Here is a 22,337-nt window from a genome sequence, read left to right as displayed (position 1 = left end):
CAGAGAGCGCAGAGGGAGAGAGAAAATAATATGGCTAAATTTGGTTTTATGCGTTGGCTGTATTTATGTGTCTTCGTAGGTTTTAGCTGTTTATTACTAATTAGCTGTGCTGTGAACTCTAGCGCCGGGAAAACTCTGCGGGTTGCTACCGAACCTGCGTTTCCACCTTTAGAGTTTCAAGGAAAAGGCGGCGAGTTGCAGGGGTTTTCCATTGATTTGATGAATGCGATTGCTTCCTCTGCTAACTTTAAACTAGATTTTCAAAGTCTGCCTTTTGATGGCATTATCCCAGCTTTACAAGGTAAAACTGTAGATGCGGCGATTAGTTCGATCACAATTACAGAGGAGAGGGCGAAGACGATTTCTTTTTCCCGTCCTTATTTTAAAGCTGGATTAGCGATGTCTACGACGGGCTACGCCTACGCAATTCGCGCAGACAATCAAGATATTGCTGGTTTTGATAGTCTCAAAAATAAAAAAATTGCAGTACAAATTGGTACAACAGGGGCTGCAAAAGCTAAGAGTATTCCGAGAGTACAAATTCGTAGTTTTGATTCTGCACTTTTAGCCCTGCAAGAATTGCTCAATGGTAATGTGGATGCAGTAATTAATGATGCACCTGTGACTTTATATGCAATTAATACGGTAAATCTTAAGAGAATTAAAGTTGTACAGCAATTGTTGACGGAGGAGTTTTATGGAATTGCTACAGATAAAGAATCGCCGAATTTAGCATTGATAAATGATGGTTTGGATAGGGTGCTGAAAAATGGTACTTATTCCCAAATTTACCAAAAATGGTTTAAAGCCGAACCGCCATTATTACCAGTGAAATCACCATTTGAGAATCAAGCTAGCACTGGTGCACCTAAAATATTTACCTCATTTGACGTGATTTTGCAGGCTTTTCCAACTCTATTGCAGGGTGCGTTGGTAACGTTGCAATTGACAATACTTTCTGTAGTGTTTGGTTTAATTGGCGGTTCGCTGATTGGTATTGTCCGCCTTTCTCATATTGCACCTGTGCGTTGGATAGCGAGGGCGTATGTAGATTTTTTTCGGGGAACACCTTTGCTGGTGCAAATTTTTATGATTTACTTTGGTTTCCCAGCAATTTTACAAGAACTTGGTTTGACATTTACTTTTGATCGCTTAACCGCTGGGGTAATTGCTTTAAGTTTAAATAGCGCTGCATATATTGCAGAAGTTGTGCGTGCTGGGATTCAATCAATTGAAACAGGACAAGCAGAGGCAGCGCAATCATTAGGTTTGAGTTCTGTGCAAACCATGAGGTATGTGATTTTTCCCCAAGCTTTCCGCCGGATGATTCCACCGTTGGGTAATGAGTTTATCAGTTTATTGAAAGATACAAGTTTAGTTGCAGTGATTGGGTTTGAAGAATTGTTCCGCAAAGGACAGCTAATTGTTGCTGACAACTATCGCGCCTTTGAAATTTACGCAGGTGTAGCAGTGGTTTATTTATGTTTAACACTACTTTCTTCACAGGCGTTTAGTCAGTTGGAAACTTGGATGAATCCCGTCAAGCGCAAAGGGACTTCCAAAAATGATTTCTCAATAACCAGAGAATGATCGATGAATATGCTTGGAAAGCTAATTTTTTGGGATAGGTAGCAGTTGGGGTTAAGATCCCTAAGATAAAATCAAGCTACGGGGAGATAAATTATACCTTTTTTCGAGTGATTATAAGTCATTGTTCAATTTAAATTAATGAGTTACTACGAATCCAATAAAAAAGTTATGTAATATCAATCAGATAACCATATTGTTATCATAGGTTTGTAATCATTAAGAAATGTAAATAGTAACTATAGTTGTAAGTCAATTTAACTTAATGATTTCGTACTTGCTATTTGAGGGCTGAATATACCAGTACAGTCATGCTGCAATAAAAACTCAGTAAATATGTTTGAACTATTCAATGCAGGCCTAATTTGCGCTGCATTGTAACAGTTCAGCTTGCCAGCCAAAAATTAAAAACTTTTCATTGGAGGAGAAGCAAATGAGAAATTTGAAAGCAATCATAGACAAATGCTCATTTACTAGTGAAGTACCGGCATCATTTGTGGTATTTCTTGTCGCCCTCCCTCTTTGCATGGGTATTGCGATCGCTTCGGGACTTCCGCCATCTCGCGGCTTAGTTACAGGAATAGTAGGCGGAATTATTGTTGGTGCTGTTTCCGGTTCTCCTTTGCTTGTCAGTGGCCCAGCTGCTGGACTTGCCGTGATTGTCGCAGAAATAGTTCAACAATATGGCATTGAAATGGTTGGGCCAATTCTGCTGTTAGCGGGTTTAATCCAATTACTCGCAGGTATATTTAAACTTGGCCAGTTGTTTCGCGCCATGTCACCGGCTGTCATCTATGGAATGCTTGCAGGTATTGGGATATTAATCTTCGCTTCCCAATTTCATGTCATGCTAGACGATCAACCACGTATACACGGCATTGAGAATTTAATTTCTATTCCCAACAGCATTTACAAAGCTTTCTTCCCTATTGATGGTAGCGTTCATCACGTTGCAGCACTGATAGGTATAACAACTATTATCAGTCTTCTGCTGTGGGAAAAATTTAAACCGAATAGTTTGAAGTTGATACCTGGTGCCCTTGTTGGCGTTGTAATTGGCACCGTTATTGCTACAGTGTATCGATTACCGATTCAGTATGTTGATGTACCTGCAAATCTGGCAGAAGCAATTCAATTACCAACACCTGCCAGTTTGCCAAGCTTAATTCAGGCACCAGTTTTGATTGATGCGATCGTGATTGCATTCATTGCTAGTACAGAAAGTTTGCTTTCAGCTGTAGCAGTAGATAGACTGCATACCGGGACAAGAACCGATTTCGATCGCGAATTAACGGCGCAAGGAATTGGCAACATTATATGTGGGTTCTTGGGTGCTTTGCCGATGACAGGAGTGATAGCCCGCAGTTCTGTAAACGTAGAAGCTGGTGCCAAAACTAGATTATCGACCATGCTTCACGGTCTATGGCTGTTAATTTTAGTAATTGCAGCCCCAACCTTGCTCAAAATAATTCCCATCTCTAGTCTGGCAGCAATTCTAGTTGTTACTGGTTACAAATTAATCGAAGTAGAACATATTCGCCAGTTAAAGAAATATGGACGTTTTCCTCTGGTAATATTTTCTGCCACATTAATCGGGATTGTTGTTATTGACCTAATCACAGGTGTTTTAATTGGTATTCTGTTGACAGGAATGTTACTAATTCACAAAATGTCCGTACTTAATATCCAAATTATTAAGCACGAAGATAATCAGCGAATAGACATTCATTTACAAGGTGCGGCAACATTTGTGAGGCTACCAAAATTGGCGAACATTTTAGAACTTGTGCCTCCAGGAAGTGAATTGCATGTTTATATGCAAGACTTGGCTTATATAGATCACTCTTGCCTAGACTTACTATCAGTGTGGGCAAAACAACAGCAACAAATGGGAAGCACTTTAACTATGCAATGGGATCGTCTGATAGATCGTAATCGCAACCCATTTACTTTGTAGTAGTCAAGCTAGATTGAATTTTGCTCACGGTAGGGTGGCACGGCTATGCTACCCTACCCTACAAATTGTTTGTATTCTATGTAATCAGCCAGGGGTTAAGATAGGTTTTATATAGTGAATTTGGATTGAGTTACGCCTGAATTAACCAAAAATATATGACAATTTTCAATGCTCGTAATTTATCCTTAGAAGAAGTTCAGCGTCTGTTTGGTTTTCAAGAACAGTACAGTGACTCATTTTCTAACTACTTATCTTTAGAACCTCTCCTCGAAGTCGAACAACAAGAACTTCTGCAAATTAGAAATGATTTTCGACGTTACCTTACAGCTGGCAAAGTTTCTGAGGGTCAGGTAAAGTTTCTTGCAGTTGCGCCTTTACTAAGATTAGCTGGTTTTTACCGTTATCCGATTGAGATTGTTTTGGAGGAGAATATTGCTGATATTGAAGTTGAGGATGAAGATATCAGAATTAAAGGAAGATTTGATATTTTAGCTATTAGTAAAGCTCAACATACAAAACCTCAAACATATTTTTGGGTACTGTTAATTGAATCTAAAAATAGTCAAGTTGATATTTCAACAGGTTTGCCTCAGCTACTCACTTATGCTTATAAAAATTTAGATAATCAAAAATCAGTTTGGGGATTAACGACTAATGGTAGAAGTTATCAGTTTGTCTATATTGAACAAGGAAATCCGCCTATTTATTACCTGTTACCAGAATTAAATTTAATGGAAAGAGAGCGTTCAAGTCAGTTGCTACAAATTTTAAAAGCAATTTGTCAGCTTTAAAAGCAAGTATTAAAGCAACATACAAGCCAAGGCAAAAATTTATGAGTCAAGCCATACCCAAACTAGTAACCTTTGAAGATTTTGCAGCGTGGCGGCCTGAAGGCGGAAGATACGAATTACATGATGGCGCGATCGTTGAAATGCCTCAACCAACTGGTGAACATGAAGATGTTGTTGGTTTTATCGCTAGAAAACTAACAGTAGAATTTGACCGATTAAATTTACCTTATATAATCCCTAAAACTGCGCTGATAAAGCCTTCTAATTCGTTATCTGCCTATTCCCCAGATGTGTTGATATTAAATCGTCTTAATTTAGTGAATGAGCCGTTATGGAAAAAAGAATCAACTGTATCATATCCGGCATCAATTCCCTTGGTAGTTGAGGTAGTTAGTACTAATTGGGATGATGACTATTACACAAAACAAGGTAAGTATGAGGGTATTGGAATTCCTGAATATTGGATTGTAGATTATCTCGCTTTAGGCGCTAAAAAGTTTACTGGCAACCCTAAACAGTCTACTATGTCTATTTATCAATTAATCGATGGTGAATACCAAGTTACTCAATTTAGAGGTAAGGATCGCATCGTCTCACCTACTTTCCCAGAATTGAATTTAACCGCTGAACAGATTTTTCAAGCTGGAGGTTTCCCAAGTAGTTAAAGATATTGAGAGAGCTTTTTTACAACTTGTCTAATTACGAATTACGAATTACGAATTAGTATGAGACTACCTTGGGATGAATGGGAAGCAAGTAACTAAGAAATAGAAAAAGTAGCAAGCAAATTTATCTTTGCTAATTGCTATGACAGCCAAAAAGCTAGCATTGTACTACAAGCACAACAAGAAGACTTTTTTTATGCCCTATACCAGGTAACGGAAACGTAGAAACCGCAATACTTCGTACGAAATGACTTGTTTGTGAATCTTCACAAATTCCTGTAAGCCTTATATGTTAAAGTTTACAAGTCTTGATGCGAGAGAAGACACGCACCCGCCCAACCAGCCAACCACACCCCCCGACCCATACCCCGAACCATGAAACAAGACATACCATGAAGCAAGACATACCGAGCAGGTAAATGTCCTTGCGGAGAGTTTTTTGTGAAGGTCAGGTCTGAGTAAAATAGCCAGTCTTTGTTAAAATTAATTCCTTTTCGCCATCCGACGCGATCACCAAACTTTTGGTAGTCTTTTCCAAAGCTTTCCCAAATTCGCTTTTGCACACTAAACCCAAAGTGCCCATCACTGTATTTTACCCACAGTTGGTCAATGGTGCGTAAGTCACTACAAGGAAGGTTATTAATTGATTCAGGATCAAGCCAGCCTTCTTGTTCTCTGCCGGTGGCTTGGAGCATAACAGCCAGAGTTTGTTGATCTGCTTCTTTCCAATTCCCAGCTTTAAGTAAATCGCGCAACCGTGTATAGTCTATGCCCTTCTCAGAGAGGAGATCCTTGGCAGTAGATTGCTGTTGTAGTCGCAGCTTATCGGCTTTTTCTTGTTCTCCTTGTCTTCGTAGTCTTTCTACTTCCTGTCTTTGTAGCCTATCTGCTTCTCCTTGTTCTTGTTGTCTTCGCAGTCTTTCTGCTTCCTGTCTTCGTAGCCTATCTGCTTCTCCTTGTTGTTCATGTAGCCGCAGCCTTTTTTGTTGCTGTTGTTGTAGCTTCCTGGTTTCCTCTTCTTGTTCCCGTAGTCGTAGCCTTTCTGCTTCCTGTTTTTGCTGTTCCTCTCTTTCCTTCTTTAGCTTCTCAGCAGCCGCCCGAATTCCTCTAGCTACATCTGTGAAAGCTTCATCTTGATTGTGCCAATGCCTTGACACTACAGGTTCAGCATTCTTAGGCAAAGCTTGAAGTTTTGCAAATGGTGCGCCACTCCAATCAACGCTTCGCAGAATAACCGGGATAACACAAGCCTCTCCAGCATGGTGACGTTCTATTGCCTTCTTAACTTCGACATCCCAGCAATATTTAGAAAAAAGAAAATCTGAACTGATGAGCAATAGAATGATGTCGGCGGTGTTTAGATTATCGTTAATTTGGTAATCCCACTCCTCTCCAGGTAGTATCTTACGATCGTGCCAGCTTGAAATAACGCCCTGCCATTCTAATATGCTCAGGTGTTTAGCTAGTTCATCCCGTAGAGCTTCGTCTTTGTGAGAGTAAGAAAAGAAAAGCTGTAACGATACCTCTGGCATTTTTGGTCTAAAGAGTAGGAGAAATCACGCTTTAAGCAAATTATAGTGTTTTTAGCTGATTTGCTTGAGAACTAACGCCCTAAGTGCGATCGCAATACACTTCACCAAAGCTATGATCAGCATGGATCTCAATAACTAAATCAACCACTGTTGCATCTTTTACCAACGGCTTGATGAATAATTCCGGGTGAAGCGATCGCCAAAAATAATTGACAAATTGCTCTATCTCTGCATTGCTCATTCCCGATTTACCCGCAGCAATCATCTGCTGTTCCGCCTGTTTGCGCCACTCTAAAGAACAGCGGTAATCGGTGGGATAGAGCAAAATTAAGCTGTCTAATCGCTCCCACAGTGGTAAATAATCGTAGAGGCGAAGATTCATATCGCGGGCAAATGCTTTATCTTCATCTGTGAGAATTGGCAGTGGTGCAGTATCAAATATATATGCGTTAATTGGCCGGACACCCACAAACCAACCTTCAAATAGTACAATATCTACACCTGTTACCATTTCTGGAGTAGTGCGATCGCCAGCACCTCCATAAGCAGATTTATCAAACCGGGGAACCATCACTGGACTTTGCAACTGGCGAACTTGATCTAGTACATTTAAACCTAAATCTATATCGTGGGTTCCTGGTGGGCCGCGCCAAATCAAGCGGGGATCTTGCTGTGTTAAAAGTAAGCGATCGCTGTAAGTTTTATATAAGTCATCCAAAGACAAACTCACAGTCCTGTATCCCAAGCGATCGAGAATCAAGCTGAGAACTTTAGACATTGTGGTTTTACCAGTCCCTTGTCCTCCTAAAATGCCTTGAATCAGAGGGCGTCCCAAATCCTGGCGGTGCGATGCTAGTTTGATCCCCAAAGGCAGCCACAAGTCCCAAAATACCTGTAACATTTCCTTGGGTTCTATTTGGAGGTTAGTTTGGCAAAATTGATTAAAAGCTGGGAAGACAGATTTTAGTAAATGCGATCGCCTTTCTATCACTTCATCGACATTTTCCGGCGCGATCCCAAAAGCTTTAGCCCTTAACTTATCTGCCAGCGCTGCTTCTCTTGCATGCTGCTGCCAAGTTTCCGCTACCGCATCCGTTGCCAAAATTTCACCCAGCCACAAATTCATAAATTCCCCATCTCACTACGATCCCAGCTTAAAGGCTTCGAGAAACAGGCTGTAGGTGAAACCAACTTTGAGGAGATTTAATGAGTCCACCAAGAGCGATCGCCTTTCCAAAAAGCTACGACTGTAAAATATCCTACTGGTAATTTCCGTCAACAGTACTAAAAAACCAGCGATCGTAATGTCCAATACACCCTGTTGTCCAGCTGTAGTGGAAACTGCGTTTCCCAGAAAAAAACCGAACAAAAAACTAATTATCAACACTGATAGTCGCCGCCAAGGATTTAAAAACCATTGCCCCAAGCGTCTAGCAATGGCATCGAACAAGTTATTGAGACGAGTGTTTTGCATGAGAAGGACTTCTGGGGAAAAGTCAATATAGGGACTTCCAACTAAAAAAATATCCTATCGCTGTGGAGGCAGGGGGGCAGGGAGCAGGGAGCAGGGGGAGAAAGAAAAATCTTATCTGAGTAAATTTGGATAATTTATTTTCTGGAACATATCTTGAACTGGGGACTGGGGAACTCGGGCCCCCTTTGGGGATAAGGAGTAATGGGGACTAGGCACTGGGGACTCTTGAAGATTTGGATCGGCACAGCACAAAACCAAATCTTAAAAGAATTTCCTCCCCAGTACCCAGTCCCAGAGCACCTATTCCTCCCCAACTTTTCTTAGCTGAAGGCGAGTACGTCTCGTAGAGAAGTTGAGGAATCCTGGGCGCGACCCCTTGAAATCTATCTATATTAAGGAGGAGAATATTGGTTTTAGCATCAGCTTGTTTGTTAATATTGTAGATATCTACTGGGCTTCCAGTGTTTATTCAAATTTGCCCATTTTATCATCTTCAGAGAAGTACAGTTTCTTAGAGGATGTTTGGAAAGCATAAATTTAGTTTGATCCCCACAAGCAAGCTTTTAAAAAGGGGGAAAATAACTCAAAGTCCCCCTTTTTAAAGGGAGCTAGTCTTTTATGTGGGTTTCCTGACTTGTATCCATATAGGGAAGCAAGCTACGCCTATCGTCTTTGAATAGGAGAAGGAACTGGCGTGGATTTAGGAGGATTGCTAGGCACTTTCTAAACATCTTCTTAAAAGGTGGCTTTTGATAGCAGAAGATAAAATATACCACTTAGATTTATCTGAGGTTTGGCAAAGGACGCCTTGTTGAGACCGCTAGCGGTTTCAGGAAACTTTTATTTTTTTATACAAATGAATGATCTAGTTTGGTATCAAATTTTCTTATTTTTATCCAAGCCTACGGTCAAAATCCGAATAAATAGGTGTCTGTACCCCTTGTTTGTCAAACATCAAAGAAATTATTTCATCCAAAATTTTTCTAATCAGAATGATATTTATAATACATTCGTGTCCTTAATTTCAAGAAAGTCTATATTAGGTTATTTTGTGTGATTGTCTTTTGGGATAATAGGCTACTATTTGGTCAAGCCTAAATGAAATATTTATTTCTAATAACTATCAATATGAAATCTTCAGTGTATCGTAACGTCGGTGTTACAGCTTCTTGCTTGGGACTGCTTATTGCTTTGGTAGGATGCTTTGGAGTTAGCGTATCCTTTGAGTCAACAAACCCAGATACATCTTCACAACTGCCAACAGAAACTACCCAGTGGAAGGCAACTTCGTCTACACCTGTTTTACCTGAAAAAGGTATTTCCGCTAGTTTATCTACTCCAGCAACTACCCCAACCAATCAAGTAGAACATAGCAGTAAAGAGAATACTTATCCTGTCTTGGCAAATCGTGATAAATCAGCAAGTATTGCCAAGGATCAAGGTACTTTGCGAATGAGCAATCAAACAAATCAGCCTGTACGGCTGGCTCTACTGGCACGACAGTCAGGAGTAAAAGGCTCTGGTACTAAACAAACTAACTATGATGTACCAGCACATTGGGATTTTGCTCCCCAAGAAGGTAGTGAGAAGGGACTGGTTCTATCCCTACCTCAGAATAATTTAAAGCTGGAGAAAGGAGATATTTTAGTTGCTTTTGCACAAGATGGCTCCCGCCGTTACTGGGGCCCCTATGTTGTCGGCGAAACTCAATTACCTAAGTGGAATTCCCAAAAGAGAGAATGGCAACTAGTGCTGAGTGCTGAGTAGTAAAAATGTTAAATTTTAAGTTTATAACTCAGTATTTAAGACTTGTTTTGTTGAAGAAGAACAAAATATAGATAACCAACGACTATTGATTAGTGATTGTTGACTATTGACTAAATGAGAATGAAATTGAGTGTTAATCGCACAGTCGATCAGTGGTTCAACAAAATAGAAAAGAATCCAGCCCTTGGTCTAACTGTGTCAATTTTGTGGTTGATAGTGATTGGCTGGGTAGCTTTTGGATGGAATTTGGGCAACATTGGCTTGATTGATGAGACAGAGCCGTTGTTTGCGGAAGCTTCTCGCCAGATGTTCGTCACAGGTGATTGGATTACCCCATTTTTCAATGGTGACACTCGTTTCGATAAACCTGCTTTAATTTACTGGTGTCAGGCGATCGCATATTACATTATTGGGGTGAATGAGTGGGCAGTACGCCTTCCTTCAGCGATCGCAGCCTTAGGTTTAGTTTGTTTGGCTTTTTACACCGTACACTGGTATTTGGGTAAACAAGACGAATTAGAACAAGTTTCACGTCCTACTCGCCGCTATTTAACATCTTTTACAGCAGCAGCGCTCATGGCACTCAACCCCGAAACTATTATTTGGGCGAGAACGGGTGTCTCTGATATGCTGCTCACCGGATGCATGGCATCAGCTTTGTTATGTTTCTTTCTAGGCTACGCAGGGAAGGAAGGGAGCAGGGAGCAGGGAGCAGAATTAATAATCAATGCCCAATCTCCAATCCACCATACCCTATTCCCTAATAAATGGTACTTAGCTTTTTATGTGCTGATTGCTGGTGCAATTTTGACTAAAGGACCAGTGGGAATTGTCTTGCCAGGGCTAATTGTTGCTGCCTTTTTGCTTTATGTGGGAAAGGTGCGAGAGGTGTTACGGGAAATGCACCTTTTCGTAGGTATACTGATAATTATAGGTTTGTCAGTGCCCTGGTATGCTCTAGTTATTTGGCGCAATGGCTGGAATTATATTAATGCCTTTTTTGGTTATCACAACCTAGAACGCTTTACAGAAGTAGTTAATGGCCACTCAGCACCCTGGTATTTTTACTTTTTAGTAGTGCTGCTGGGTTTTGCGCCATACTCCGTGTATTTACCAGCCTCTATAGTAAGACTAAAGTTTTGGCAGCGATCGCATTGGCGTTCTCAAAAACGTTTTCAGCAATTTGGTTTATTTGCCTGGTTCTGGTTTGCTAGTATCTTTGGCTTTTTCAGCATTGCTGTCACCAAACTCCCTAGCTACGTATTGCCTTTAATGCCAGCAGCGGCAATCCTAGTAGCCCTGTTGTGGAGTGACCTTTTCCCCAGCATAGAGACAAGGTCAGGTGGAGACAAGGAAAATCAAGAGGACATGGGGATACGCGGACAGAGTAATACTAGTTCATTGCGTCTCCCTCTCCCCGCCCCACTCATCTGGAGTGGTTGGGTAAATGTAGTGTTTTTATCATTTTTGGCAACAGCACTGTTTAACATAACCCATATATTAGGTACCGATCCAGCTATAAGTAACTTCCACGAACTAATTCAACAATCTGGTTTACCAGTAATAGCGGGTGTAATTTGGCTAATTTGTGCTGTTTTGGTTGGGGGTTTATTATTGAGTCGCCGCTGGAACTACATTATCAGTATTAATTTAATCGGGTTTGTGGCGTTTGTAATTTTTGTCTTAACGCCTGCTTCGTTCTTTATCGATCGAGAACGTCAATTACCCTTAAGAGAGTTGTCTGCGGTCATCCTAGAAGCGAAACAACCAAATGAAGAATTGATCATGCTTGGCTTCAAAAAGCCTAGTGTGGTATTTTACAGCCACATCCACGTAAATTATTTAAGATTTCCCCAAGAGGCTATAGAGCATATTCAAAACCAGGCTGCCAAAGGATTACAACCTCCCTCGCTGCTGCTGTTGGCTGAACAGAAAAAGTTTTTACAAATGGACTTACAGCCAGATGATTACAAGAGTTTATCGACCAAGGGTGCTTATAACTTGGTTCGAGTTCCTTTTAAGAAAAAGAAAAATGAAAAAATAGATATATCATAAATTGTCATTAGTCATTTGTCCTTTGTCCTTTGCGAATAACCAATGACTAATGACTAATGACGAATGACTAATTACCCAATTAACATTTGTCATTGTAACCGTTGACAGCTAAAGCTTGATTGATCTGGTTTAAGAGGTCTTCCATTGATATCGATCGCGGTAATATTTGGGTAGCGATCGCACCAACAACAGTTTCTATCGATTCCAAACCATTCTTCTTCTGCTTGTCAATTTCCTTATAAGCCACCCCAGGCTGGAACCTGGTTTCTAGGCGATTTAATCGCTGATTCAGTACCAAAATTGGTGGTAATTTTTCAGGTGAGTCTCCCAATGTTTTCAGTGCTTTGAGCACGTCTTTGTGGATAGCAGATTCTCCTAAACAAATTAGCAGTAAGTCAACGCTTTGGTGGCGAATTTGTTGTAACACTTCTGCCCAACAGGGACTCATCGCCGCTTTGAAACCTGCTGTTTGTAGGTACTGAATTAAAGCTTGGAACCACTCAGACCCCCTTTCAGCAGTTTCACTACTAATTGAGCAATTTTTTGCTGTCCGATAACCCTTAACTTGCTTGCGTCTTACTTGTGGTAAATCACGCAGCATTGTCAAATCCACTACCAAGATGTTAGGAGGACAGCAAATACCAGAAGCAATTTGCAGTACTGATAGTAAAGCATCTGTTTTCTCGGTGCGACTGCTGTTGTCTTTGGCAAATGGTGTTAAGTAAGGAAATACAGATAGCCCTGGTATCTTAGAAGCTATTAGGGTAGTTGCGACATCGCAAGTGACCAGTGGGATAGCCGCCAAACGTGGGTGCTGAATTAGTTGTTGCAGATAAATTTGGGCGGTGGTACTTTCGACATCTAGCAAAATGACATCAAACTGCCATACCCGCGCCAAAAGTTCTGCCTGATCTAAGTCATCTACTTCAATCACCCGGTGTTCTCGAAGTGAGGGGTGGGGATTGACCGATTCCAACTGGGGATTTACCAACCTGAGAATTCGCAGTGGGGTTTTAGTTGGAATAATTGCGCTGTTGTTTAACCCTTGCTGCGGAACTGTTTGTACAGTACATAATTTTTCTAAAACTGGTGCTAAGACCTGATGCTCTACTGGCAAACTTAAGAAACCATCGGCTCGGTTAGCAAATGCTTGCTCCTTTTCCGCTCCCGTTGCGGTCACAATTACCGATATATGACGGGTTGCGGTGTCAGATTTTAGTAAAGTTAGCACATCCCAGCCTGATAGCAGGGGTAGCAACGGATTCAAAAATATCGCGATTGGTTGCAAGCGCCGAGCTTTTTCGACTGCTTCTGTCCCCGATCGCGCAATTACTACCCGATATCCTAAACCTTTTAGTTGTTCGGTCAAGTCTTCAATATATCTGGCTACTGCCTCGACTACCAAGACCAACCGTTGCGAACTAGCGGGATGATGCTGTGTGGGCGTAACAAGTTGACGAGCGACTGCGGGGTTTTCCCGTGTCTGTTGATATCGTGTCTCCTCGTCTTCTCTAATTCCCATATCTGGTTCAGAAAAGCCTGTTTTCGGAGGACTGGGCGGTAGAAGTAGGGTAAACTGGCTACCTTTCCCTTCACGAGATAAGAAGCTGACATCTCCTCCGTGGAGACGAGCCAAGGCCCGAGTTAGTACCAGTCCCAAACCAGTCCCTTCAAATTGGCGAGTGAGGGGATTTTCCAGTTGTTGGAATTTTTGAAAAATTAAGTGTTGCTGGTGTTCAGGAATGCCAATACCTGTATCCCAAACTGTAAAGGCAATCCATCCTTCCCAACGACTCACCCGCAACCCAATTTCGCCAGATATTTCGGTGAATTTAAAGGCGTTGGAAAGTAGGTGGACAAGCATCTGGCGCAAGCGCAATTCATCTGCCACTATTTGGTCTAAGCCTAGTTCAATGGAGAGGCAGAATTGGGGAGCAGATGAACGGGCATTTTGTTGAGTTTGGGATGTGGCTTTGGTAGTTTGAGTATGGATGGCTTTAGCTTCCGATAGGGCGCGATCGCACACAGCACTAATTTTTACTGGCGTCAGCGTCAAATCCATTTGTCCCGTTTCCATGCGGGTCAAATCCAAAATGTCGTTCACCACACTCATCAGGTGGCGTCCACTTTGATGAATTAGTCCCGCATAACGGGCTTGACGCTCGTTGAGTTCTCCCAACTGCTGATCCACCAGCAAGCGTGATAATCCTAAAACGGCAGTGAGGGGAGTTTTGAGTTCATGACTAATACAAGCTAAAAATTCGTCCTTCAACCGATTTAGTTGAATTAAATCGGCATTCTTCGCTGCCAATTCTTTGCAAAGCTGTTGCTGCTCGGTGACATCAGTAGCTAAAACCAACCACAGGTCAGTACTGAATGCAACCTCCTCTTCAGCACTCATGACTTTAAACTCAGGACTATCTAATGGAATTTTGGCAAACTGCCAGATTCGCTCCTGACCATTTTGCACTTCGACAACGCAGGTACAAGTACCCACCTGACTATCCAAATAGCACCGACTGTATACAGCATCAGGTGATGCTTCTTGCTGAGTCAGTTTTTCTTCACCACCATGCTCATTCTCCCTACCATTGGGATGAACCTTGATTGCTTGTTGGGTGGCATATTCTGGTTTTTCGGAGCGGTTAGGGACAAGTATTGCTTCCACCTGTTGCCTAACTCCTTCTGGATCTTTCAAGGCTCCTAATTGCTGCCACCAAGCGGGATTTCGTGCGACCACCTCGCCAGTACCCGTTTGCAACATCAAAGGCCAAGGCAGTCTTTCCAGCAAGTGTACCAGTGGCTGGTGTCCCAATGAGTTGGGTTCGTTTGGCGTCCGCAGACTAGCATCATACTCATGGCGATGTTCACCAGAAGGCCTCTGGATACCTGAGCTTAATGAACCAGCCATGCGTTCCTTAGCCAACAATCGCAACAGGCGTGAACTATCCAGTAGCCCCAAATATTGACCATTAGAGTCAATCAGTGCCCAATCTAAGTTCTGGTGTTTTTCGGCTTGTGGATAACACAAGTGCAAGCTTAATTGCTCTACACGCTCAGAAGCTGATATTGTCTGTATTGGCTCAATTAAACCTTGACCCCAGATAGAGAGTGATTGGTGTAAATTTAGATTTTTATCGTCACTATTTGCTAATAATTTTTGGATTAAACGGGCAGAATACAGCAATCCGATGGGGCATTGCTGTTGATTCACTACTACCAAGCGATCGCACTGCTCTTGCTCAAAAATCTCCAACACCACTGCCAGAGAACTTGTTTGGGGGCAGCTAGGTACGGTTGCCTGAAAGTCATAAAGCGGGTAATCTAGCATTAACATAGGGCTTTGGGGGTCATTCTTCCTGTGGAACCCTCCGGCATTTCCATCTGCCAACTGTTGATGGTCTTTTCGCCTGAAGTCATATCCTCTAAGAAGACTCATATAAGCAACTCTGGTTATTTCAACGCCATTAAAACAACGGGATTTCCCCTCACGGACACTTGCTTGCGGACGAGTGCATTTTTCCAAGAGGCGACGTTTCTCATTTCTAGCAACTAGCCTCCCCAGTGTCTTACTGGTATTTAAACTCCTCATCGATAGCGACGGCTAAAACAATTATGGCCCCAAAGAATCGCTTTAGAACCTTGAGGAATTATAATGATTTAGAATGCGACAATCCTTTAAGTTCGTTTAAGTATCTTATCAAGGAGCAAAATAAAAAAATCTATCTATTTATATACATAGATATGCAAATAATAGATTAGCTACTGTGTCTTGTTATGCAGACAGATACCTCATCATCAAAAACCTACTAAGTTTTATTACTCAGTTGCTGCACTAGGTTGTTGAGTGGCTAGTACTATCTGCTAACACAGAGCGTTATTTTGGGGCTAAATCACCAGTTTACTGCACACCTAGTATTCCTTTAGAAGCGTTAGCCAAATTTATCAGCCCGCGTTTCTTGGTCAGGGCGATCGAGGAGATATATTCAAGAATAGATGTTATTACCGATACTGATTCTGCAACCTGATGTTAACAAATCTTTAGATAATCCAGTCGACTTAGCCAACCAAAAAGGTTGGAGCACGTGGGTATGGAAATTTATTCACGCAATTACCGCCCAATTTTGCTACCTACCTGTTGCTGCAACTACCTCTGGAAAAATTAACTACTTACTAAATTGGCCGCAACAAAATCAAAATAAGGCATACACTGGCAAGTACGTCTATGTATTTGCAAGTCAGATGCAAAAAAGCCAACAGCATTTTCAGGAGATGACTCCAGCAGAAAGGCAAAAATTATTAAGACAGCTTAAATCTGATTACAGTTTGATTCTTATAGAATATTTTACCACAGATAAAACACTCAAAGAGAAAATTGATAAATTTATCAATACTATATTTTATGCTAATATTCCTGTGCCCCAAATCATCGAAATTCACATGGAGGTAATTGAAGAATTTTCTAACCAGCTAAAATTAGAAGGAAGGAGCAATGAAACTTTACTTGATTACCGCCTAACATTGATAGATATTTTGGCTCACCTGTGCGAAGTCTATAGGAGTTCGATTTCTAAATAAATTTAATTTATCAATGTTCAACTTGGAACAAGATACTGCTGTTAATGACTCTCAATGCACGTTCGCATTTTGTATTTCTATAGATCGTGACTAGCTATTAAGTATATGAATAAAGCCAGAAAAACCTACGTTCTCAAACTTTATGTAGCAGGGAACACACCTAATTCAGTTCGGGCATTAAAAACACTCAAAAATATTTTAGAACAGGAGTTTGAAGGTGTTTATGCTTTAAAAGTGATCGATGTCCTGAAAAGCCCGCAACTGGCCGAAGAAGATAAAATATTGGCGACGCCGACATTATCTAAAATTTTACCTCCACCAGTTCGCAAAATTATTGGGGATCTTTCAGATCGAGAAAGAGTATTGATTGGATTAGATTTGCTCTATGAAGAACTGAGTGAAGAAGATTTTGAAGAGTAAAATTTTAATCATAAAAGAATTGAGTACAAATTTTAGTAATAAAAATACCTGGTTTAATACCCTTTTGTTATCAAGCAATGAGTGAAAACGAGCAAGTAGAACCAAAGCAAACACCGATAATTAAGGGTGTAGAAAAAATTCGCACGATGATCGAAGGGTTTGATGATATTAGTCATGGTGGTTTACCAATTGGTAGAACTACCTTGATCAGTGGCACCTCCGGCACAGGCAAAACTTTATTCTCTCTTCAGTTTCTCTATAACGGTATCACCTACTTTGATGAAGCAGGAGTATTTGTTACTTTTGAAGAATCACCCAGTGATATTATTAAAAATGCCCATGTTTTTGGTTGGAACTTGCCACGGCTAATCGAAGAAGGCAAGTTATTTATTCTTGATGCATCTCCCGATCCAGAAGGTCAAGATATCGTTGGAAATTTTGATCTTTCTGCACTCATTGAACGCTTGCAATATGCCATCCGCAAATACAAAGCTAAACGAGTTTCAATCGACTCAATAACAGCGGTATTTCAGCAGTATGAAGCGATGGGAGTAGTGCGGCGCGAGATTTTTCGCCTGGTAGCACGCCTCAAACTACTGAGTGTCACCACTGTAATTACCACTGAACGTAGTGAAGAATATGGGCCCGTTGCTTCTTTCGGAGTAGAAGAATTTGTTTCCGATAATGTAGTAATTGTTCGCAATGTTTTAGAAGGAGAACGCCGCCGCCGCACAATTGAAATTCTCAAGTTACGCGGCACAACTCACATGAAAGGCGAATATCCCTTCACCATTACTAATGAAGGAGTTAACATCTTCCCACTAGGAGCAATGCGCTTAACTCAACGGTCTTCTAATGTCAGAGTATCTTCTGGTGTTAAAACCTTAGATCAAATGTGCGGTGGTGGTTTCTTTAAAGATTCAATTATTTTGGCAACAGGAGCTACAGGTACTGGCAAAACCCTGTTAGTAAGTAAGTTTATTCAAGATGGCTGCCTCAATGGAGAACAGGCAATACTATTTGCTTATGAAGAATCACGCGCCCAACTATCTCGTAATGCTTCTTCTTGGGGAATTGATTTTGAAGAATTAGAACATCAAGGTTTACTCAAAATAATCTGTACCTATCCCGAATCAACTGGTTTAGAAGATCACTTACAAATTATTAAATCAGAAATTGCTGTCTTCAAACCAGCTCGCATCGCCATTGATTCCCTATCAGCACTAGCTAGAGGAGTAAGCAATAATGCATTTCGGCAGTTTGTAATTGGTGTAACAGGTTATGCTAAACAAGAAGAAATTACTGGTTTCTTTACTAACACAACTGACCAATTTCTGGGAGCGCATTCGATTACTGACTCTCACATTTCTACGATTACCGACACAATTCTAATGTTACAGTACGTAGAAATTCGTGGAGAAATGTCGCGGGCAATTAACGTATTTAAGATGCGCGGATCTTGGCATGATAAGGGCATTCGTGAGTATAATATCACTGCTGACGGGCCCGATATTAAAGATTCTTTCCGAAACTACGAACGGATTATCAGCGGTGCTCCTACTCGCGTTAGTATCGATGAAAAGGCGGAACTTTCTCGCATTGTTAGACGTTTTGAAGACAAACAGAGTTCCGAACCCTAAATTTAGTATCGTAGTATATTCTTTCCTAAATTTAGTATCGTGCTATATTCTGTGGTGAAGAAAGGTTTTCTGCCGCTAGATTGATTTTCGTGTGAGGGATGCGGTGAAAGGACAGCAATTATTTTATAGCTTCTTACCTGGTGTAACGGCAGCGGTCTTAACAACTCAGCCTTCTTGGGCTGGTACTGCAAAACTAACTGGGGTACAACTGGCGTCTTCTCCTAGTGTTTTGACTTCTACTTATGGTCAAAACTTGGTTGTAGACACCATGAATACGCAACTGCCTAATGCTGCATTTGTTAGTGTTCCAACCCTAGTACCTGCTTTTGGTTTTACTAAACTTAGTGTCAAGCCTTTAAGTAATAACAGTATTCCAGTATTCACGGCTGAAAATACTGTTGTGCCAATAAAACAAGTACTTAAGAAAGATGAAGGTAGATTTTTCAGTTTGACACCTACCTCTAATCCTTCCCAACAGCTTGATGTCAGCCGTTCTGCTCAGAATAACAAAAAACAGAGTAATTCAAGCGCCTATGGGCAGAAATTAAAGCGGATAGTAGTTCCCAACTACACTTCAAAATCCCCTTCTGTCCAAAAAGAAATTTTGTCCCTGTCTTCTGCACAGCAGCCAGTGGTTCAAAAGATAAATACTGTTACTCACTTGCAAACATTTTTACAAACTTCAGCTAAAGGTGGAGGAGCAGCAAAACTGTTGTCAGCGCAGAGGTGTCCACAGGAGTTGGGAAAAAGCAAAACTGACTCTTTGGTCGATTTGCTACTAACCTCAAACACCTGCTTACAACAAAATGCTGTTGGCCGCCTGGCTCAGAGTAATACCCCGATTCCGGCAGATTCGACGCCAACTCCCACTGCGCCGGAAACCGTAACTCCTGCACCAGAGGGTTCAGTGCAACCTTCCACTGTTCCAGGAACCGTAACTCCTGTACCAGGGGGTTCAGTGCAACCTCCCACTGTGCCGAGAACCGTAACTCCTGCACCATCAGGGCCGGTGCAAATTCCCGATAACCTGATTCCTAACTCAAATCCCCTGCAATTTCCCACCAAACCTGAGGAAGTGAGACTTCAGGGAAATCAGCCGATTACTTTGGCACAGGCTTTGGAGTTAGCACGGCGTAACAATCGGGATTTACAGGTGTCTCTATTGGAGCTAGAACGCAATCGAGCGGCTCTACGGGAGGCGCAAGCTGCTTTATTGCCCACTTTGGGAATTACCACGGATCTTACTCGTAGTCAGTCTTCTAGTAGTCAGCTGACGGACGAAATAAACGGGCGAAATGGCAGACTCTCTAACCAAGATCAACCCAGTACATCTTTTTCTGGTCAAGCACAACTTTCATATAACGTTTATACTTCTGGGAGAGTGCAAGCTAGCGTCAGAGCGGCTGAAGAACAGGTACGTTTTAATGAGTTGGCTGTAGAAACTCAGTCTGAGACAATCCGTTTGAATGTTGCCACTGACTACTACAATCTGCAACAAGCAGATGAACAAGTACGTATTGCCCAGTCGGCTGTGCAGAACTCTGAAGCTAGTTTGCGTGATGCAGAAGCTTTAGAGCGAGCTGGGGTTGGTACGCGGTTTGATGTGTTGCGATCGCAGGTGAATTTAGCAAATGCCCAACAAGATTTGACTAATGCTAGATCGCAGCAGGCAATTTCCCGTCGTCAATTAGCAACTCGGATAAGTTTGCCGCAGGGGATAAATATCAGTGCAGCCGACCCTGTACAATTAGCTGGTCTTTGGAACCCAACACTAGAACAAAGTATTGTGCTGGCTTTTCAAAATCGTCCAGAATTGCAACAGCAGTTGGCACAACGCAATATCAGCGAGCAACAGCGTAGGCAGGCCCTTGCCGAGCTAGGTCCTCAAGTTAGTTTGGTCGCCAGCTACGACCTGCTAGACCAGTTCGATGATAATGTCAGTGTTACTGATGGTTATTCATTTGGAGTTAGGGCAACCCTAAATTTGTTTGATGGAGGAGCAGCAAGAGCAAGAGCAGCTCAGTCAAGAGTTAATATTGCGATCGCAGAAACTCAATTTGCCGAACAGCGCAACCAAATTCGCTTTCAGGTAGAACAAGCCTATTCTACCCAGCAATCTAGTTTGGAGAATGTTCAAACCGCTAATACCGCTTTAGAACAAGCTAGGGAAGCTCTACGTTTAGCGCGTTTGCGATTCCAAGCTGGTGTAGGTACTCAAACTGATGTCATTAACTCTGAAAACGACCTCACAAGAGCTGAAGGTAATCGAGTCACAGCAATTTTGGATTACAACCGTGCTTTAGCTCAGTTACAACGGTCTGTTACCCTCAGAGCACTACGCTAGTACTGCTGACTTATCTCTCAATTAAAAATTCTAAAAGCCTCATTTTTCAATAATTACATTGAAGAATGAGGCTTTTTGGTAAAAAAAACGTATTTGTAACAGCAATTTTGTGAAATGATGTAGCATAACGGAGTGTTCGTAGTTTACCGCCGTAGGCATCGCTCGCCTTGTCAAAGACTCATGACTAAAGTAACATCTCAAGAAATTGCACAGTTTCGCTCTCAATTGGCAGATGATCCCAGCGATATGGAAGCGCTGGATTTGATTGAAGACTGTGATGGAGATTTAGAAGATGCAGCAATGACGCTAGCTATCCGAGCAGGACAACAACCAGAAAGAGCAAATGCCGAGTGGTTAGATGCTTTAGCTAGAAAATGGCGTGCGGTGATCTGCGAACAAGAATATCGTGACGATTTGCTGAATACTTCACTTCAAAAGATGATGGAACGTCTAAAAGCGATGCCGACGTTTCCTAAGATTTTGGCAACGCCAGTTTTGATATATGTCGTCAAGCAAGGCGTGAACAATTTTTGTGAGCCGCTAGATTCGCTCAAATGATCGCCCCATGTGCATTTAACTTGTGCGATGCCTGCGGCGGGCTACGCCTACGCAATTTGCAGTTGAGTTCAAGAAGAGGCAAGGGAGCAGGGGGATGTTCAGACGGGAATTGTACACTTCTCTACGAGAGGCTGCGCCAACAACAAAGCCCAGTGAACACCCAGACTGAATGAGAAGCACGTTTATTGAAGTGGGGGATTGCGCCTTTGCTCGACTTCGTTTCGCAGTATGGAAGAAGGAGCATTCCCCCTGCTTCTTGTTCAATATGAGACCTAACCCCCAACCCCTTCCCTACTAGCGTTGGGGAGTAAGACTCCTGACTTTTGAATCCTCACTCCTACCCAATGCAAGATTGATTCGACCAGGACTGATACGCTGTTAATTAAGGCAAAACTTCTATTAGACAAATTGTAAAATCAATGAATTACCTTGTTGCCGTATTACCAGACCGGATTCAAGCCGAAGCTGCTTACTTAGCTTTAGAAAAAGAAGGCATAAACAGTACTATCCTGGGGAGAGGGTATAAAACGGCTGACGAGTTTGGCTTAATTGACCCCAAAGAACAAGCTAAAAAGCAAGCAAAACTGATGGCAACCTGGCTGATACCATTTGGCTTTTTTGCAGGTTTTACATTCAGCCTGATCACTGGTTTAGATACTTTTGCCTGGGCAGGTGAAGTTGGTAATCATATCGTTGGTGGACTGCTGGGTGCTGCTAGTGGTGCTATGGGTGGTGTATTTGTCGGTGGCGGAGTCGGTTTACTCGTAGGTAGCGGTGATGCTTTACCTTATCGCAACCGCTTAGATGCGGGTAAATACTTAGTTGCTGTTCAAGGTTCTGAAACTCTCACTCGGCAAGCAACGCGAATATTACGTCAGTTTGATCCAGAAAATATCCAAGGTTATGCTGACACAAATACTGTGTATTGAATGAATCGTAGTTTACACATTACGACACGACACAGCGACT

The 22,337-nt window shown here is 41.9% G+C and carries 16 protein-coding genes; 12 read left to right on the top strand and 4 right to left on the bottom strand.

Features of this window, described 5'->3' with window-relative positions:
• Window positions 1-30 precede the first annotated feature (30 nt).
• The 4 genes from RM347_RS11145 to RM347_RS11130 all read left to right on the top strand — a co-directional run bounded on the left by RM347_RS11145 (window position 31) and on the right by RM347_RS11130 (window position 5,000).
• On the top strand, window positions 31-1,590 hold the full coding sequence (locus RM347_RS11145; RefSeq protein WP_322721885.1) for an ABC transporter permease subunit: 1,560 nt from the start codon (window positions 31-33) through the stop codon (window positions 1,588-1,590).
• A 430-nt stretch (window positions 1,591-2,020) separates the two neighbouring features.
• A complete protein-coding gene (locus RM347_RS11140; protein WP_322721884.1) occupies window positions 2,021-3,544 on the top strand; it encodes a SulP family inorganic anion transporter in 1,524 nt (507 codons plus the stop codon).
• 155 nt (window positions 3,545-3,699) lie between these two features.
• A complete protein-coding gene (locus RM347_RS11135; protein WP_322721883.1) occupies window positions 3,700-4,335 on the top strand; it encodes a restriction endonuclease subunit R in 636 nt (211 codons plus the stop codon).
• Window positions 4,336-4,376: 41 nt separating this feature from the next.
• Window positions 4,377-5,000 carry a Uma2 family endonuclease gene (locus tag RM347_RS11130; RefSeq protein WP_322721882.1) on the top strand — a complete coding sequence of 208 codons (624 nt, stop codon included), beginning with the start codon at window positions 4,377-4,379 and terminating at the stop codon, window positions 4,998-5,000.
• Between the two features lie 299 nt (window positions 5,001-5,299).
• On the opposite strand, the gene RM347_RS11125 is transcribed toward RM347_RS11130, so the two are convergent.
• The 3 genes from RM347_RS11125 to RM347_RS11115 all read right to left on the bottom strand — a co-directional run bounded on the left by RM347_RS11125 (window position 5,300) and on the right by RM347_RS11115 (window position 8,006).
• Window positions 5,300-6,532 carry a GUN4 domain-containing protein gene (locus tag RM347_RS11125; protein ID WP_322721881.1) on the bottom strand — a complete coding sequence of 411 codons (1,233 nt, stop codon included), beginning with the start codon at window positions 6,530-6,532 and terminating at the stop codon, window positions 5,300-5,302.
• A gap of 79 nt (window positions 6,533-6,611) precedes the next feature.
• Entirely contained in the window at window positions 6,612-7,658 is a 1,047-nt protein-coding gene (locus RM347_RS11120) for a glycerate kinase (RefSeq protein WP_322721880.1), read from the bottom strand.
• Between the two features lie 15 nt (window positions 7,659-7,673).
• Window positions 7,674-8,006 carry a DUF565 domain-containing protein gene (locus tag RM347_RS11115; protein WP_322721879.1) on the bottom strand — a complete coding sequence of 111 codons (333 nt, stop codon included), beginning with the start codon at window positions 8,004-8,006 and terminating at the stop codon, window positions 7,674-7,676.
• Window positions 8,007-9,134: 1,128 nt separating this feature from the next.
• On the opposite strand from RM347_RS11115, the gene RM347_RS11110 reads away from it, so the two are divergent.
• Both RM347_RS11110 and RM347_RS11105 read left to right on the top strand, forming a co-directional pair.
• Window positions 9,135-9,773 (top strand): hypothetical protein, encoded by a 639-nt coding sequence (locus RM347_RS11110; protein ID WP_322721878.1) that lies wholly within the window; start codon window positions 9,135-9,137, stop codon window positions 9,771-9,773.
• Between the two features lie 114 nt (window positions 9,774-9,887).
• Window positions 9,888-11,828 carry an ArnT family glycosyltransferase gene (locus RM347_RS11105; RefSeq protein ID WP_322721877.1) on the top strand — a complete coding sequence of 647 codons (1,941 nt, stop codon included), beginning with the start codon at window positions 9,888-9,890 and terminating at the stop codon, window positions 11,826-11,828.
• A gap of 79 nt (window positions 11,829-11,907) precedes the next feature.
• Here RM347_RS11105 and RM347_RS11100 read toward each other — a convergent pair whose 3' ends face one another.
• Window positions 11,908-15,165, bottom strand: a complete 3,258-nt coding sequence (locus tag RM347_RS11100) for an ATP-binding protein (RefSeq protein WP_322721987.1) — start codon at window positions 15,163-15,165, stop codon at window positions 11,908-11,910.
• A 659-nt stretch (window positions 15,166-15,824) separates the two neighbouring features.
• On the opposite strand from RM347_RS11100, the gene RM347_RS11095 reads away from it, so the two are divergent.
• The 6 genes from RM347_RS11095 (at window position 15,825) to RM347_RS11070 (ending at window position 22,297) form a co-directional block, all read left to right on the top strand.
• Window positions 15,825-16,406 carry a KaiA family protein gene (locus tag RM347_RS11095; protein ID WP_322721876.1) on the top strand — a complete coding sequence of 194 codons (582 nt, stop codon included), beginning with the start codon at window positions 15,825-15,827 and terminating at the stop codon, window positions 16,404-16,406.
• Between the two features lie 105 nt (window positions 16,407-16,511).
• Window positions 16,512-16,826, top strand: a complete 315-nt coding sequence (gene kaiB, locus RM347_RS11090; protein ID WP_322721875.1) for a circadian clock protein KaiB — start codon at window positions 16,512-16,514, stop codon at window positions 16,824-16,826.
• A gap of 77 nt (window positions 16,827-16,903) precedes the next feature.
• Complete coding sequence (gene kaiC, locus RM347_RS11085) at window positions 16,904-18,466, top strand: circadian clock protein KaiC (protein ID WP_322721874.1); 1,563 nt, start codon at window positions 16,904-16,906, stop codon at window positions 18,464-18,466.
• Between the two features lie 103 nt (window positions 18,467-18,569).
• The gene (locus tag RM347_RS11080) at window positions 18,570-20,810 is read left to right on the top strand and encodes a TolC family protein (RefSeq protein WP_322721873.1); all 2,241 of its coding nucleotides are present in this window, start codon (window positions 18,570-18,572) and stop codon (window positions 20,808-20,810) included.
• Window positions 20,811-20,990: 180 nt separating this feature from the next.
• Entirely contained in the window at window positions 20,991-21,368 is a 378-nt protein-coding gene (locus RM347_RS11075; RefSeq protein ID WP_322721872.1) for a hypothetical protein, read from the top strand.
• A gap of 419 nt (window positions 21,369-21,787) precedes the next feature.
• On the top strand, window positions 21,788-22,297 hold the full coding sequence (locus RM347_RS11070) for a hypothetical protein (protein ID WP_322721871.1): 510 nt from the start codon (window positions 21,788-21,790) through the stop codon (window positions 22,295-22,297).
• Window positions 22,298-22,337: the final 40 nt, after the last annotated feature.

It is taken from the genome of Nostoc sp. ChiQUE02 (assembly GCF_034531305.2).
Taxonomy (GTDB): Bacteria; Cyanobacteriota; Cyanobacteriia; order Cyanobacteriales; family Nostocaceae; genus Nostoc.
The sequence above is the reverse complement of the archived record's forward strand: the minus strand, read 5'-3'. Positions and strand labels throughout refer to the sequence as shown.

Excerpts from the sequence above, each read along its gene's own strand:
- RM347_RS11145 (WP_322721885.1), top strand. The coding sequence starts at position 31 with ATGGCTAAATTTGGTTTTATGCGTTGGCTGTATTTATGTGTCTTCGTA.
- RM347_RS11140 (WP_322721884.1), top strand. The coding sequence starts at position 2,021 with ATGAGAAATTTGAAAGCAATCATAGACAAATGCTCATTTACTAGTGAA.
- RM347_RS11135 (WP_322721883.1), top strand. The coding sequence starts at position 3,700 with ATGACAATTTTCAATGCTCGTAATTTATCCTTAGAAGAAGTTCAGCGT.
- RM347_RS11130 (WP_322721882.1), top strand. The coding sequence starts at position 4,377 with ATGAGTCAAGCCATACCCAAACTAGTAACCTTTGAAGATTTTGCAGCG.
- RM347_RS11125 (WP_322721881.1), bottom strand. The coding sequence starts at position 6,532 with ATGCCAGAGGTATCGTTACAGCTTTTCTTTTCTTACTCTCACAAAGAC.
- RM347_RS11120 (WP_322721880.1), bottom strand. The coding sequence starts at position 7,658 with ATGAATTTGTGGCTGGGTGAAATTTTGGCAACGGATGCGGTAGCGGAA.
- RM347_RS11115 (WP_322721879.1), bottom strand. The coding sequence starts at position 8,006 with ATGCAAAACACTCGTCTCAATAACTTGTTCGATGCCATTGCTAGACGC.
- RM347_RS11110 (WP_322721878.1), top strand. The coding sequence starts at position 9,135 with ATGAAATCTTCAGTGTATCGTAACGTCGGTGTTACAGCTTCTTGCTTG.
- RM347_RS11105 (WP_322721877.1), top strand. The coding sequence starts at position 9,888 with ATGAGAATGAAATTGAGTGTTAATCGCACAGTCGATCAGTGGTTCAAC.
- RM347_RS11100 (WP_322721987.1), bottom strand. The coding sequence starts at position 15,165 with ATGTTAATGCTAGATTACCCGCTTTATGACTTTCAGGCAACCGTACCT.
- RM347_RS11095 (WP_322721876.1), top strand. The coding sequence starts at position 15,825 with ATGTTATTACCGATACTGATTCTGCAACCTGATGTTAACAAATCTTTA.
- kaiB (WP_322721875.1), top strand. The coding sequence starts at position 16,512 with ATGAATAAAGCCAGAAAAACCTACGTTCTCAAACTTTATGTAGCAGGG.
- kaiC (WP_322721874.1), top strand. The coding sequence starts at position 16,904 with ATGAGTGAAAACGAGCAAGTAGAACCAAAGCAAACACCGATAATTAAG.
- RM347_RS11075 (WP_322721872.1), top strand. The coding sequence starts at position 20,991 with ATGACTAAAGTAACATCTCAAGAAATTGCACAGTTTCGCTCTCAATTG.
- RM347_RS11070 (WP_322721871.1), top strand. The coding sequence starts at position 21,788 with ATGAATTACCTTGTTGCCGTATTACCAGACCGGATTCAAGCCGAAGCT.